Raw genomic sequence first — 13,241 nt, forward strand, 5'->3', positions numbered from 1 at the left:
GCTGCCGCCTGCCTGCCGAAAGGTGGCTCAGCTGAACGGCGTTCGGCGGTCGATCAGCCGCGAGAAGCGCCCGCCGCCGCGCCAGGCCCGCGCCACCCAGTCGGCGTCGTCGTCGGTGACCAGGTTGGCCATCACCCGCACGGCGATCGTCATCAGCCGCGTCGAGCGCATCGCGACGGGGCCCGTGGCGGGCAGGAACCGCTGGAAGGTCAGCAGCAAGGCGAGCCGGCGCGCGACCGAAAATCCGCGGCTGTAGTGCTCCTGCAGCAGCGATGGCCACACGCGCGACAGGTCGCGGCAGTCCAGCAGTTCGGCGGCCAGCCGCCCCGTCTCCAGGCCGTAGTCGATGCCCTCGCCGTTGAGCGGGTTGACGCAGGCCGCGGCGTCGCCGATCAGCATCCAGTTGGGCCCGGCCACCCCGGAGACCGCGCCGCCCATCGGCAGCAGCGCCGACGCCACCGCCCGCGGCTCGCCGGAAAAGCCCCACTCGTCGCGGCGTAGGTCCGTGTAGTACGAGATCAGCGGTCGCAGCGCCAGGTCCGCCGGCCGCTTCGACGTCGACAACGCCCCGACGCCGATGTTCACCTCGCCGTTGCCCAGCGGGAAGATCCAGCCGTAGCCGGGCAGCACGGCGCCGTCGGGGGAGCGCAGCTCCAGATGCGAGGTCAGCCAGGGGTCGTCGGCCCGGGGGGTGGTCAGATAACCGCGCGCGGCCACGCCGTACACCGTCTCCTGATGCCAGCGCCGGCCCAGCTTGCGGCCCAGCGACGAGCGGGCCCCGTCGGCGACGATCAACCGGCTACACCGCACCTCGGTGCCGTCGGCCAACGTCAGCGATACCACGCGTCGCGACGAGTCATGATGCGCGGCAACGGCTTTGGTTCCGAGCAGCATCCGGGCCCCGGAGTCCTCCGCGCACTTGCGGATGCGGTCGTCCAGCTCCAGGCGGGCCACCGCGCTGCTGGTCGACGGGAAGGACGGGCCCGGCCACTCGATCTCCACCTCGCCGCCGAATCCGCTCATCCGCAGCCCGCGGTGCCGGATGCGCGTGTCGAGCCAGTCGCCCAGGCCCAGGCGTTCGAGCTCGGCGACGGCGCGCGGGGTCAGCCCGTCCCCGCATGGTTTGTCGCGGGGGAACCCGGCGGAGTCGATGACCAGGACGTCGCGACCGGCGCGGGCGGCCCAGGCGGCCGCCGCCGAACCGGCGGGCCCGGCGCCCACGACCACCAGGTCGGCTCCGACATCCACGCCCACCAGTATGTTGGTCGCGTGAGTACTCCGGCGACGGTGGTGGCGGGCATTGACTTCGGGGATGCCGCTTTCGCCGCGACCGTGCGCGAGGGCGTCAGCCGCATCGAGCAGCTGATGGACGACGAGCTGCGCGGCGCCGACGAGGTGATGACCGACTCGCTGACGTACCTATTCAAGGCCGGCGGCAAGCGGTTCCGGCCGTTGTTCACCGTGTTGTCCGCGCAGCTCGGGCCCAACCCGGACGCGGGGGAGGTGACGATCGCCGGCGCCGTCATCGAGCTGGTGCACCTGGCCACGCTCTATCACGACGACGTGATGGACGAGGCGGAGGTCCGCCGCGGCACGCCCACGGCCAACGTGCGCTGGGGCAACAACGTCGCGATCCTCGCCGGTGACTACCTGTTCGCGACGGCATCTCGGCTGGTGTCGCGGCTCGGGCCCGAGGCGGTGCGGCTCATCGCCGAGACGTTCGCGCAGCTGGTGACCGGCCAGATGCGCGAGGGCCGGGGCGCCGCCGAAGGGGCGGATCCGGTCGAGCACTACCTGAAGGTGGTGTACGAGAAGACGGCATGCCTGATCTCCGCGGCGGGCCGGTTCGGCGCGATGTTCTCGGGCGCCGACGGCGACCAGGTGGAGCGGCTGAGCCGGGTGGGCGGCATCGTGGGCACCGCTTTCCAGATTTCCGACGACATCATCGACATCGACAGCGACTCGCACGAGTCCGGCAAGCTGCCCGGGACGGACGTCCGCGAAGGGGTGCACACCCTGCCGATGGTGTACGCGCTGCGCGAGCCGGGGCCCGAGGCCGCGCGGCTGCGCGAGCTGCTGTCCGGGCCCGTCACCGATGACGAGGCGGTGGCCGAGGCTTTGACGCTGTTGCGTGCGTCACCCGGGATGACCAAGGCCAAGCAATTCCTGGCGCAGTATGCGGCCGACGCGCGCCAGGAGCTGGCCCTTTTGCCCGAGGTTCCGGGCCGGCGCGCGATGGAGACGCTGATCGACTACACGGTGAGCCGGCACGGTTAACGGCCTAACGGAACCTCCGGCGCCGTTTCAGGCGTTCAATGAGCGGTAGGTAACGCTCCAAGGAGGACACTGATGACCTGGCATCCGCATGCCAACTGGCTGAAGACCTTCGCCCTGTTGGTCGGTATGTCCGCGTTGATCGTGTTTGTCGGCTCGCTGTTCGGCAGGACGGCGATGTGGCTGGCGGTGCTGTTCGCCATCGGCATGAACGCCTACACGTACTTCAACAGCGACAAGCTGGCGCTGCGGGCGATGCACGCGCAGCCGGTCTCCGAGCTGCAGGCTCCGGTGATGTATCGGATCGTGCGCGAGCTGGCCACCTCGGCGCACCAGCCGATGCCCCGGCTGTACATCAGCGACACGAACGCGCCCAACGCGTTCGCCACCGGGCGCAACCCGCGCAATGCGGCGGTGTGCTGCACCACCGGCATTTTGGGGCTCCTCACCGAGCGCGAGCTGCGCGCAGTGCTGGGCCATGAGCTTTCGCACGTCTACAACCGCGACATCCTGATCTCCTGCATCGCCGGGGCGATGGCGTCGGTGATCACCGCGCTGTCCTACATGGCGATGTTCTTCGGCGGCGGAAACCGAGAGGGTGGCAACCCCTTTGCGATGCTCCTGGTTTCGTTGCTGGGGCCGATCGCCGCGACGGTGGTCCGGCTGGCCGTGTCCCGGTCCCGCGAGTACCAGGCGGACGAGTCGGGCGCCGTGCTGACCGGCGACCCGCTGGCCCTGGCGTCGGCGCTGCGCAAGATCTCCGGCGGCGTTCAGATCGCGCCGCTGCCGCCGGAGCCGCAGCTGGCCAGCCAGGCGCACCTGATGATCGCCAACCCGTTCCGCGCGGGCGAGCGGATCGGATCCCTGTTCTCGACGCACCCGCCGATCGAGGACCGCATCCGCCGGCTGGAGGAGATGGCGCGGGGATGAACCAGGCCCAACTGGCCGAAGCGCTCGGCATCAGCCGGGAAGTGGTTGCGGAGCGTGTGGCTCAGGTCTGCGGCAAGCGGCCGCACATCAGGATCGACGTCGACTGATAGCCTGCTGACCCGCCAAGTTGGTAGCGCATGCGCTACCGAATTCGGGGTGCGTCATTTGGTCTGGAGAGCCGGCTCTCCTGGGGGATGGCGACTCGCGAATTCGATAGCGCATGCGGTATCAAATCCCGCGTGGGCCACTACACCTTTCGCGCTGAATGGTCGCGCCATGACAACGAGTACGTCGGTGTGTGCGTCGAACTGCCTTACTTGAGGCGCGAGGCGCCGACCGCCCCTCAGGCGATCGCCGCAATCGAGGAGGCGCTCGACGAACACCTGAAAAGCCTGCGCGCATGCGGAGACCCCATCCCGACACCGCTTTCCGAACGCAACTACAGCGGGACGTTCAGCGTCAGAACGTCCCCGGAGCTGCACGCCCGCCTCGCTCTGGAGGCCATCGAGCAAGGGGTTTCGATGAACCAGTGGATCGTTCAGAAGCTCAGCGGGCGCACGCCGAGCAGCACCTTCGGGCTCCGGCTTCGATTAAGCCGCGCGTCGATCATCGATGCCGCCGCGCGTCCTCCCCGCGAAGTGCCCCGTCTCGAGCATGCCCCGGATCACGACCGTGCCGCCGGTGGCCTCGAACTGGCGCTGCCAGTCATCGATCGCCTGATGCGCGGCGTGGTCGAGGTAGTTGACCGAAAGATCAACGGTCACAACGGCGCCGGCAGGGATGGACGCCAGCACGCGCGTCAGCCGCGGCAGGGCAAGAAAGGTACACGCCGGCCCCTCGATCAACACCCGCCAGTCCTGCCCGACCGTCTCGGCCTCCACTCTGGCCCAGATCACCCGCCATCCGGTCAACGCGATGGCGAGGGCGAGTCCGATCAGCACGCCGTGCAGCAGGTTGAGGAAAACCACGCTGACGGCGGTCACCACGTATACGGCGAGATCCCCGTGCTTCGTTGCGGTTTCGATGTGCGCCGGCTTCAGCAGCTGAATGCCGATGACGATCAGCAGCCCGGCCAGCGCCGCGGTCGGGATCTCTTCGACCAGCTCCGCGAAGGGCACGGTGAACAGCAGGATCCAGAAACCGTGCATGATCGACGAGGCGCGCGACCTGGCGCCCGCGTTGACATTGGTTGAGCTGCGGACGATTACACCGGTGATCGGCAGCCCGCCGATGCTCCCCGACACGATGTTCGCGGTGCCCTGCCCGATCAACTCACGGTTGAAATCAGTGCGCGGGCCGTTGTGCATCCTGTCGACCGACACCGCCGACAGCAGGCTTTCGACGCTGGCGATGAGGGTGACGGTGATTACGCCGATCGCCACCGCGCCCCAGTTGCCGTGCGGCAGATCGGGCAGACGTAGCGCGCTCAGCGGCGACGAATCGATCTCGATCCGGCGCACGTGGAACGGGAAGACCAACGAGATGATCGTCACCGCCACGATGGCGACCAGCGGGCCAGGGACGAAGCGCAACCGGGCCGGAACCCAGCGCCAGGCGACCAGGATGGCGATCACCAGCACGCCCAGCAGCACCCCGGGCCGATGCGAGTCGATGATCTGACCCGGCAGGCCGATGAGGTTATGCCAGGCCGAGCTCTTGGATTTCCCGCCCAGCAACACGTGCGCCTGTTGCAACGCGATCGTGATCCCGATGCCGGCCAGCATGGCATGCACGACGACCGGTGAGATCGCCAGGGCTGCGCGCGCAATACGGCTCAGTCCCAACAGAACTTGCAGCACGCCCGCCGCTGCGGTGATCAAACACGTTATCCCCCAACCAAAGTCGGAGATCAGATCGGCGACCACGACGGTCAGCCCGGCCGCCGGACCGCTGACCTGCAACGGTGATCCGCCGATGGCTCCGGCGATGATGCCGCCGACAATCGCGGCGATCAGGCCGGCGAGCACCGGGGCGTTCGAGGCGATCGCGATTCCCAGCGACAACGGCAATGCGACCAGGAAAACCACGAGTGAAGACGGCAGGTCGTGCCGGACAATGGATCTTATCCAGTCGCGCTGTGATCCCTTGTGGGCCTGGTTAATTGTTTGATCGCCGAGCTGTTCGATGTTTTGCATCGGTCGCTTCCGTCGTTAAGTGTGAGGGGGGCTGCGCTACGTCGGCGTAGCTCATTGGCGCACAATCAATTACGACTGCACCAATCGGCAGGCAACAGCCTGGCTACCTCGTTCGACGGTATGGGGCCGACAAACCGCAGGTCAAGCGAACGGGCCTGCCCCATATCGAATGCAAATATTTTCGTTACGAGTTGTTTGGTTGACTCAGAACCCCGAGCCGTGCACCTCGTGCCCGGGAACCTCGACCATCAGGCCGCGGTAAGCCTCCTCGACGCTCGAGCCGTGATTGATCACCGCGTCGACCTCGCGGGCAATGGGCATGTTCAGGCCAAATTCATTGGCGAACTCCATGATCACGCTGGCGGCCTTGACGCCCTCGGCGACCTGGTTCATCGAGGAGATGATCTCGTCGATCGGCTTGCCGGCACCCAGTTGTTCGCCGACGTGGCGGTTGCGGCTGCGCTGGCTGGTGCACGTCACAATCAGGTCACCGAGGCCGGCCAGTCCGGGGAAGGTGTCCGGATCACCGCCCATCGCTACGCCGAGCTTCGTCATCTCCCGCAACGCGCGCGCGATCACCAGCGCGCGGGTGTTTTCGCCGATGCCCAGCGAGTAGCCCATCCCGACCGAAATGGCGTAGACGTTCTTCAGCGCACCGGCCATCTCGACGCCGACCACGTCGTCGGTGGTGTACACGCGGAAGCGCCGGGTCCGGAACAACCCGGACAGCCGGGTCGCCAGGTGTTGGTCGGGCATCGCCAGCACGGCGGCGGCGGCGTACCCCTCGCCCACCTCGCGCGCGATGTTCGGGCCGGCCAGGATGCCGGCCGGGTGACCCGGCAGCACCTCCTCGATGATCTGCGACATCCGCATGTTGGTGCCCTGTTCGAGGCCCTTGACCAGCGACACCACCGGAACCCACGGCCGCAGCTCCCTGGCCAGCTCGGTCAGCACGCCCCGGAAGCCATGCGAGGGCACCCCCATCACCACGACGTCGGCGCAGCTGGCCGCCTCCGCGAAGTCGGTGGTGGCGCGAAGGGTGTCGCTCAGGATGACGTCGTTGCCGAGATAGCGGCTGTTGCGGTGGTCCTCGTTGATGTCCTTGGCGGTCGCTTCGGAGCGCACCCACTGCAACGTCGGCCCGCGCCGCGCGCAGATGGACGCCACGGTGGTTCCCCAGGAACCTCCGCCGAGGACAACGACCCGGGGTTCGCGCTTGTCAGCTGCCATGGCGACCAGCGTATTGCCGACATCGGAGATTTAGAAGCAGTTCACCTCAGTCCAACCCAACGGCCCCAGCGCAGGTGACTTCGGTCCCTACCTCGACGGCCCGATCTGCCGGATCGTCAAAGTACAGGTCCGCCACGAGGGAGGTTTCATGCCCGGACACGACCGACGGGGCCGCGTATTCGCGTCGCTGGCCGCGGCCGCTATCGCGGTTTCGGTTGGTTCGCCGGGCGTTGCGGCCGCCGACGGCGGTCGTCCACAGGCCAACCCGGAGGAACGGGCGGCGGCGATGATACGGCCGGCCGTCATGTATCTCGCCGGCCAGAGCTACGGCGCGGTCCGGCTGCCCGACGGCCAGATCCTGTCGCAATTCGGCCCGGGCACCACCGTGCCGTTCATCGCGGCCTGGGCCTGCACCGCGTTCGTCATCAATCCCGACGGGTGGGTGGCCACGGCGGGCCACTGCGTCGATCCCGACAGCGCCAAGTTACTGATCCTCAAACGGGCGGCCAAGGAATACATCGCCCAGTTTCCCGACGCGCCCGAAGCGCGGAATCCGGCCTCTGCGCTGGAGTGGCTGCAAAAGAACGCGAAGGTCGAGGGCAACACCGCCGACCGGGGCCCCGAAGTCAGCCTCGCGCTGACGTACGGCACCGGCACCACGGTCGCGGGCAAGGCCGCGGCCAACGTCGTGGATTTCCGGCCGCTCGGTAAGGGCGACGTCGCGCTGCTCAAGGTGGACAAGCACAACCTGCCGTCGTCGGAGCTGGCCACCGATGCCGACGTCAGCATCGGCACCGCGGTTCTTGCGGTCGGCTTCGCGCAGAGCACCGAGAACGTCACCGGACCGTCGCTGGACCCGACGAACAAGAGCGGCACGGTCAGCAAGAAGTCGACCATGGGGTCCGCCGCGGAGTACGAGATCGACGCCCCGGTCTCCGAGGGCATGAGCGGCGGCCCCACCGTCGCGCTCAACGGCAAGGTGATCGGGGTGAACAGCTTCGCCCCGATCGGCGAACCGCAACCGTTCAATTTCGTCGCGCCCGCCGACGGCCTGGCCGCGATCCTGGCGAGCAAGGGCGTCAAGGCGACGCTGGGACCCGCCGACGCGTATTACCGCAAGGGGCTCAAGCATTACTACGCCGGCCAATACACCGAGGCGATCGACGATTTCGACCAGGCCCTGTCGATGTCCCCCGACTATCCCGGCCTCGCCGAGCTCAGGACGAGCGCGGCCAACCTGCGGCAGCAGCACGGCGATTCCTCGGTGCTCAGTGGTTCAAACCTGGTGTGGTACATCGCGGGTGGCGTCGCCCTGGTGCTCGCGGCCGCCGCCGGTCTGGCCTTCATGGTGGTGCGAAACCGTTGGCACCTCGACACCTCGGCGAAAGCGCCCGGGTTGCGGCTGGTTTCGGGCAAGCGTCCCGGCACCGGAAAACGGGTTTCTGCACGGGCGGGCATCAAACTCGGTGCTGCCCGGCTCATCGGCGCGGCGCCGACACACGAGCCGGCGGCACCCCATTTCTGTTCGGGTTGCGGAGCCGAACACCACCCCGCCGAAAAGTTCTGTCCGAACTGCGGCAACGAAATACTTGGCGACGAATCCGCTCAGGGAGCCAGCCGCTAACCCGCCAGCTGTGCGCGGTCGGCCGCCCGGCCGAACACCATCGCCTCCTCGATCCGGTCGAACCGGTAATCGATGGCATCGGCGAGATAGTTCTGCCGCACATTCCACGGCCGCTTGGTTCCCGACTTGGGCAGCGCGTGAACCGACCGCTTGACGTAATTGGCCTGAATGTCCCAGGACGGCTTGACGTCCATCGGCTCGTTGCCCAGGTGCGGATAGGCGTGCGTGTAGCCGTGGGAGGCCATGTGCGCCAGCAGCTTTGCCGTCGCCCGCGCGGTGATGTCGGCCCGCAGCGTCCACGAGGCGTTCGTGTAACCCACGCACCAGAACAGGTTGGGCACGTCCTCGAGCATGTGGGCCTTGTAGACGAAGCGGTCGCGGTGATCGATCGCGACGCCGTCCAGGCTGATCGTGGCCCCGCCCAGCGCCTGCAGCTGCAGGCCGGTCGCGGTGACGATGATGTCGGCGTCGAGGTGGCTGCCGGATTCGAGCACGATGCCGGTGGCGTCGAAGCCCTCAATCGCGTCGGTGACCACCTCGGCGCGGCCGCCCTTGACGGCGTTGTAGAGGTCGGCGTCGGGGATCAGGCACATCCGCTGGTCCCACGGGTTGTACCGCGGCTTGAAGTGGACGTCGACGTCGTAGCCGGCGGGCAGGTTCTTGATCGCGACCTGGCGTAGCAGCCGCTTCACCAGACCCGGCGCCTTGCGCGACAGGGCGAAGAACGCCGCCTCCGTCAGCGCGCTGTACATCCGGATCACCAGATGGGCGGCGTTGCGGGGCAATAGCATCCGGGCCACGGCGGCGACCTTGCCATACTTGGACGCCGAGATCAGATACGTCGGTGAGCGCTGCAGCATGGTCACTTTCCGGGCGCGTTCCGCCAGCGACGGGATCAGCGTGACGGCGGTGGCGCCGCTGCCGATCACGACGATCTTCTTGCCGGTGTAGTCCAGATCCTCGGGCCAGTGCTGGGGGTGCGCGACGGTGCCCGCGAACCGATCGATGCCGGGGAAATCGGGGGTGTAGCCCTCGTCGTAATTGTAGTAGCCGCTGCCGAAGAACAGGAACCGCGCGCGGTATCGCTTCTCGCTGCCGTCCTGCACGACGGTGACCGTCCAGGTGTCGGTGGACGAATCCCAATCCGCCGACCGCACATGGCTGTTGAACCGGATGTGGCGGTCGATGCCGTACTTGCGCGCGGTGGCGGCCAGGTACTCGCGGATGTGCACGCCGTCGGCCACGCCTTCCTTCCGGGTCCACGGCTCGAACGGAAATGACAGCGTGAAGATGCTGCTGTCGGAGCGAACGCCGGGGTAGCGGAACAGGTCCCAGGTGCCGCCGATCTGCGCGCGCCGCTCCAGGATGGTGTAGCTCAGACCGGGGTTGCGCTCGGCGATCCGATAGGCCGCGTCGATGCCGGAGATGCCCGCGCCGACGATGATGACGTCGAAGCGGTCGTCCTGCTGCGGAGTCACGGTCATCGAAGAACCTCGCTTCCCGCTACCGATAGTTGACGAACTGCAGCGCCACGTCCAGGTCGGCCTGCTTCAGCATCGCGATGACGGCCTGCAGGTCGTCCCGCTTCTTGCTGGTGACGCGGACCTCGTCGCCCTGGATCTGAGTCTTGACGTTCTTGGGCCCCTCGTCGCGGATGAGCTTGGTGATCTTCTTGGCGTTCTCGCTGCTGATGCCCTGCTTGAGGGTGCCGCTGACCTTGTAGGTCTTGCCGGAGGCCTGCGGCTCGCCCGCGTCGAAGGCCTTCATCGAGATGTCGCGGCGGATCAGCTTCTCCTTGAACACATCGACCGCGGCCCTCACCCGCTCCTCGGTGGACGACGTGAGCTCGATGACCTCGTCACCCTTCCACTCGATCTTGGTGTCGGTGCCGCGGAAATCGAATCGCGTGGCCAGCTCCTTGGCCGCCTGGTTGAGCGCGTTGTCGACCTCCTGGCGGTCCACCTTGCTGACGATGTCGAACGATGAGTCAGCCATCCGATCGTTCCCTTCCTCGGGTGCTAGCCGTTTGTGCCTTGTCTACCCGTTCGTTGTAACCTGTCTGGCGGCAGGTTGCCCGAGCGGCCAATGGGAGCGGACTGTAAATCCGTCGGCTTACGCCTACACAGGTTCGAATCCTGTACCTGCCACCATGGATCAGCCCCCATTCTGGCGTTCCGCGCCGTGAAATGGGTCACCATCGCCCCAAATCGGGCAGCTCTCGCGCCGCGCCGGCGTTTAGCCAGGCAATAACCCCTACTCCCTCGGGAGGCAGACATGCGGCACACCACGATCGGCGCACACCGCGACACCCACGACGCGGAGGCCATCGCGTTCTGGGTCTTCGGCGGCATCATCATGTTGATCGCCTTCGGGGAGGCTCTGGCGGTATTGGCCGCCGTCGTCGCAATCGTGGCCGCGGCCTCCTGGATCTACCGCACGGTCGAGCGCCGCTTCGAGCGAAACGACGAGCGCAACGCCATCGCGGCGGCTCCGGTGACCCCGTTGCGCCTGACCGGTCACGGCGACGCGGGGTGGGCTTCGGCGGACCCGCGCTGGCACGGCCCCCGCGCCGCGTAAGCGGTTTCCCAAAAAATCTGGCCCTGCCAAAAAAGCCTCGAAAATCCGATTATTCAGCTTTCGATAATCTGCTTTTTCCCCGCGCTATCTATTCTTCCTGGTTCATCGTGAACGCCAAGAAGAAAGGAAGCGCATCAAATGCCCTCACCTCGTTGGCTGGCCATGCTGACCATCCCCGTCATGGCCGGCGCTGCCTTGATTTCTAGCGCTGCGATTGCGACCGCCGATCCCGCGGACGACGCATACCTCGCCCAACTGCGCGCCGCCGGATTCAGCTGGCCGCCGAATCACGACGAGGCCCTCACCGCGGTCGGTCGGCTCGTCTGCGACGACCTCGCCTGGGGCTGGACTTATGACGCGCTCGCCCAGAACATCCACGCCACCCTCGACCCGAGAAACGTGACCTTCGGGGAGATCGGAAATATGGTGCGGATCGCGCATGCGACGTACTGCCCCACTCAGGCTTGCTGGAACACGCACTGCTGAGGGCTCGTTCAGAACCGTTCAGGGCGACGGCGTCTCACGCACCTGCCGCAGAATTTCCCCCGTCGCCTCCGCGCCGGCGCTGGAATAAAGCGACCTCCGGGCCACGGAGGGCGACGCGCCGAATTCCACGCGTTCCATGGCGTTGCTGAATGGCGAAGCCAGGGATTGCTGGGCGGCCGCCTCCGTCACATACGGCGCGGCTCTGCGGGCGGCTGATGAGGCGGCCGCAGCCGCCGCCGGGTCGGCTCGCCGGCGGGGGCCGTTGAACTGATACCCGAAGTCGTACTCGGGCGGACTGAGCACCTGCGCATGTTCCGATGCACTGACAAACGGGCCGACCGGCCCGGAAACGGGGCCGGAGATCTGGGTCACGGTGTAGCTGCCGGGCGGTAATAACTCCACCGGCGGCCACGTCACGGTCGATCCCTTGCGGGCCCCGCTGGTCGACATGGTGCCGCCCCCGCCGTCACCGGGAGGGGTGGGCCCAACCGGTGGCCTCGGGGGACGGCTTTTCCCGTCGCCGCCAGTCGGGGGCCCGCCCGCGGAGGTGTCGGCGGGCTGCGCCGTCGGCTGCTGCTCAGGAGGCGCCTGCGCCGATCCCGGTGTTGCACCCGTCGTCTGCTCGAGGTACTGGCGCCACGCCTGAAGGTAGGCGAACAGTTGCTGCGTGTAGTCGGCCGGCGCCGGTGGCGCCGGAGCCACCTGAGCGGTGGGCGGCATCGGCGGCATGAACGGCGCCGAGGGCGGCATAAACGGCATTCCGGGCGGCGCGCTGGGCATCGCGCTGGGCATCGCGTACGGGGCATTCATGAACGATGATGCGGCCGCGATTGCCGTCCACTGTTCCAGAAGTTGTCGCCAACCCTGAAGATAGGCGAGCATCTGCTGGCTGTAATCGGTTGTTGGCATGAACATTATTTACCTCCAGCGAGCGGGGGGACGGGGGACGAGGGGACGGTGAACTGAGACGTCGTAGGTATGTCCAACGGGTGCGGCAGCGACCGCTCGCAGAACCTTGAGTCCAGCGTGCGCAGGGCACGGGTGTCGGCCGGCTCGCGGTTCTCGATGTCGAAGACGTAGCAGTAGTCACCGGCCGGTGTGGGCAACCTGATGGGACTCGAAAGGCCCTGGTCGAGGAAGCCGTAAGGAAACTCCCAGGCGAGCGTCGTGTGCTTGCGGCGATCCATACCGCCGGAGTTGACCCAGATGTAGTGATCGAGAATCGCGTTGACGGCATGGCGCCCCGACTCGCAGGCAGCCTCCATCGACGTCATCCGGGTGAACGTCTTGTTCCAGGTCCCCGCGAAAACCACCGAATTGTTGTGCACCTGATAGCCGCCGTGGCGCGCCTGCCAAACGTTCCGCTGCTCGAGATCTTCAAGCCACAACTCTTCGCGGGGTGCGCTGCTCCACGACGATCCGTGCGGATTCCATGGGTCGCTGCTGGGCCGGTTGCTCCAGTCCCCGACGATGGGAACCAGGTACGGTGTCTCGTTGCGAACCACGCGGCCCCGGCCCTGACCGGGTCCGTGAGCCATGACCAGGCCGCGATCGAGCGCGTACCACGCGGGCCACGGCATGCTTTCCTCCGCTAGCGATTTGACGTTGCTCGTCAGCGCGGAAACGATCTGGCGCCACACCTCCGCGGCGATCTCGTCGGGGGTGCAATCGCGGGCCGCCTTGCCGAGTTGACGGGACGGGGCATTGAAATTTCCTATGTCGACCGAGAGCACCGAGACGTGGCCGTCGCGGTCCAGAATCGGTTGCCTCTCCCACAAGCCGTGCTGGTTGATCGACGACAGGGCCCAATCCGTGCCGGCGTACAACATGTGCCCTCGAAGCAGCTGGAATTCCGTGTCGAAGTAGTACTGGATGCCGCACAGCGTTTGGAACCGATCCCAGGGCACCCGTCCCATCTCGTCGAGCGCGTAGGGATTCCGCCGGTGTTGCGGGCGCGTCGCCCGGGGCTGCAAGGGGCCGTCGGG

11 protein-coding genes, 1 tRNA gene and 3 pseudogenes are annotated in these 13,241 nt (G+C 67.1%); 8 read left to right on the forward strand and 7 right to left on the reverse strand.

What is annotated here, in order from left to right:
- Window positions 1-27 precede the first annotated feature (27 nt).
- Complete coding sequence (gene menJ, locus A5787_RS10835) at window positions 28-1,254, reverse strand: menaquinone reductase (protein ID WP_156763884.1); 1,227 nt, start codon at window positions 1,252-1,254, stop codon at window positions 28-30.
- A gap of 15 nt (window positions 1,255-1,269) precedes the next feature.
- Here menJ and grcC1 point away from each other — a divergent pair, with 15 nt between their 5' ends.
- The 4 genes and pseudogenes from grcC1 to A5787_RS26600 all read left to right on the forward strand — a co-directional run.
- Window positions 1,270-2,277, forward strand: a complete 1,008-nt coding sequence (gene grcC1 / locus A5787_RS10840; protein WP_066965836.1) for a nonaprenyl/(2E,6E)-farnesyl/geranylgeranyl diphosphat synthase — start codon at window positions 1,270-1,272, stop codon at window positions 2,275-2,277.
- A 72-nt stretch (window positions 2,278-2,349) separates the two neighbouring features.
- Entirely contained in the window at window positions 2,350-3,204 is an 855-nt protein-coding gene (htpX, locus tag A5787_RS10845; RefSeq protein WP_066965839.1) for a zinc metalloprotease HtpX, read from the forward strand.
- Window positions 3,192-3,311: pseudogene (locus A5787_RS28770) on the forward strand (XRE family transcriptional regulator); the annotation flags it as partial. The gene htpX and the pseudogene A5787_RS28770, both read left to right, overlap by 13 nt.
- A gap of 132 nt (window positions 3,312-3,443) precedes the next feature.
- Window positions 3,444-3,785: pseudogene (locus A5787_RS26600) on the forward strand (type II toxin-antitoxin system HicB family antitoxin); the annotation flags it as partial.
- A gap of 9 nt (window positions 3,786-3,794) precedes the next feature.
- Here the strand turns inward: A5787_RS26600 and A5787_RS10850 are convergent.
- Window positions 3,795-5,339: a SulP family inorganic anion transporter gene (locus tag A5787_RS10850; protein WP_066965842.1), complete on the reverse strand. Its 1,545-nt coding sequence runs from the start codon at window positions 5,337-5,339 to the stop codon at window positions 3,795-3,797.
- Window positions 5,340-5,543: 204 nt separating this feature from the next.
- The gene (locus tag A5787_RS10855; RefSeq protein WP_066965845.1) at window positions 5,544-6,569 is read right to left on the reverse strand and encodes an NAD(P)H-dependent glycerol-3-phosphate dehydrogenase; all 1,026 of its coding nucleotides are present in this window, start codon (window positions 6,567-6,569) and stop codon (window positions 5,544-5,546) included.
- Between the two features lie 148 nt (window positions 6,570-6,717).
- On the opposite strand from A5787_RS10855, the gene A5787_RS10860 reads away from it, so the two are divergent.
- A complete protein-coding gene (locus A5787_RS10860) occupies window positions 6,718-8,193 on the forward strand; it encodes a trypsin-like peptidase domain-containing protein (protein WP_066965848.1) in 1,476 nt (491 codons plus the stop codon).
- Here the strand turns inward: A5787_RS10860 and A5787_RS10865 are convergent.
- Window positions 8,190-9,677: an NAD(P)/FAD-dependent oxidoreductase gene (locus tag A5787_RS10865; RefSeq protein WP_066965851.1), complete on the reverse strand. Its 1,488-nt coding sequence runs from the start codon at window positions 9,675-9,677 to the stop codon at window positions 8,190-8,192. The two genes, A5787_RS10860 and A5787_RS10865, sit on opposite strands and share 4 nt — an antisense overlap.
- 19 nt (window positions 9,678-9,696) lie before the next feature.
- Window positions 9,697-10,188 carry a YajQ family cyclic di-GMP-binding protein gene (locus A5787_RS10870; protein ID WP_066965853.1) on the reverse strand — a complete coding sequence of 164 codons (492 nt, stop codon included), beginning with the start codon at window positions 10,186-10,188 and terminating at the stop codon, window positions 9,697-9,699.
- A 69-nt stretch (window positions 10,189-10,257) separates the two neighbouring features.
- On the opposite strand from A5787_RS10870, the gene A5787_RS10875 reads away from it, so the two are divergent.
- The 3 genes from A5787_RS10875 (at window position 10,258) to A5787_RS10885 (ending at window position 11,256) form a co-directional block, all read left to right on the forward strand.
- Window positions 10,258-10,343: transfer RNA gene (locus A5787_RS10875), tRNA-Tyr, on the forward strand.
- Window positions 10,344-10,467: 124 nt separating this feature from the next.
- Window positions 10,468-10,770, forward strand: a complete 303-nt coding sequence (locus tag A5787_RS10880) for a hypothetical protein (RefSeq protein WP_066965855.1) — start codon at window positions 10,468-10,470, stop codon at window positions 10,768-10,770.
- 138 nt (window positions 10,771-10,908) lie between these two features.
- On the forward strand, window positions 10,909-11,256 hold the full coding sequence (locus A5787_RS10885) for a DUF732 domain-containing protein (RefSeq protein WP_066965857.1): 348 nt from the start codon (window positions 10,909-10,911) through the stop codon (window positions 11,254-11,256).
- 18 nt (window positions 11,257-11,274) lie between these two features.
- Here A5787_RS10885 and A5787_RS28775 read toward each other — a convergent pair whose 3' ends face one another.
- Window positions 11,275-12,165 carry a hypothetical protein gene (locus A5787_RS28775; RefSeq protein ID WP_369829105.1) on the reverse strand — a complete coding sequence of 297 codons (891 nt, stop codon included), beginning with the start codon at window positions 12,163-12,165 and terminating at the stop codon, window positions 11,275-11,277.
- Between the two features lie 5 nt (window positions 12,166-12,170).
- A pseudogene (locus tag A5787_RS28780) lies at window positions 12,171-13,241 on the reverse strand (oxidoreductase); the annotation flags it as partial.

The organism is Mycobacterium sp. 852002-50816_SCH5313054-b, from assembly GCF_001667185.1.
Lineage (GTDB): Bacteria > Actinomycetota > Actinomycetes > Mycobacteriales > Mycobacteriaceae > Mycobacterium.

Bases quoted from the DNA above. Each gene is read 5' to 3' on its own strand.
- htpX (WP_066965839.1), top strand. From the start codon at position 2,350: ATGACCTGGCATCCGCATGCCAACTGGCTGAAGACCTTCGCCCTGTTG.
- A5787_RS10850 (WP_066965842.1), bottom strand. From the start codon at position 5,339: ATGCAAAACATCGAACAGCTCGGCGATCAAACAATTAACCAGGCCCAC.
- A5787_RS10855 (WP_066965845.1), bottom strand. From the start codon at position 6,569: ATGGCAGCTGACAAGCGCGAACCCCGGGTCGTTGTCCTCGGCGGAGGT.
- A5787_RS10860 (WP_066965848.1), top strand. From the start codon at position 6,718: ATGCCCGGACACGACCGACGGGGCCGCGTATTCGCGTCGCTGGCCGCG.
- A5787_RS10865 (WP_066965851.1), bottom strand. From the start codon at position 9,677: ATGACCGTGACTCCGCAGCAGGACGACCGCTTCGACGTCATCATCGTC.
- A5787_RS10870 (WP_066965853.1), bottom strand. From the start codon at position 10,188: ATGGCTGACTCATCGTTCGACATCGTCAGCAAGGTGGACCGCCAGGAG.
- A5787_RS10880 (WP_066965855.1), top strand. From the start codon at position 10,468: ATGCGGCACACCACGATCGGCGCACACCGCGACACCCACGACGCGGAG.
- A5787_RS10885 (WP_066965857.1), top strand. From the start codon at position 10,909: ATGCCCTCACCTCGTTGGCTGGCCATGCTGACCATCCCCGTCATGGCC.
- A5787_RS28775 (WP_369829105.1), bottom strand. From the start codon at position 12,165: ATGCCAACAACCGATTACAGCCAGCAGATGCTCGCCTATCTTCAGGGT.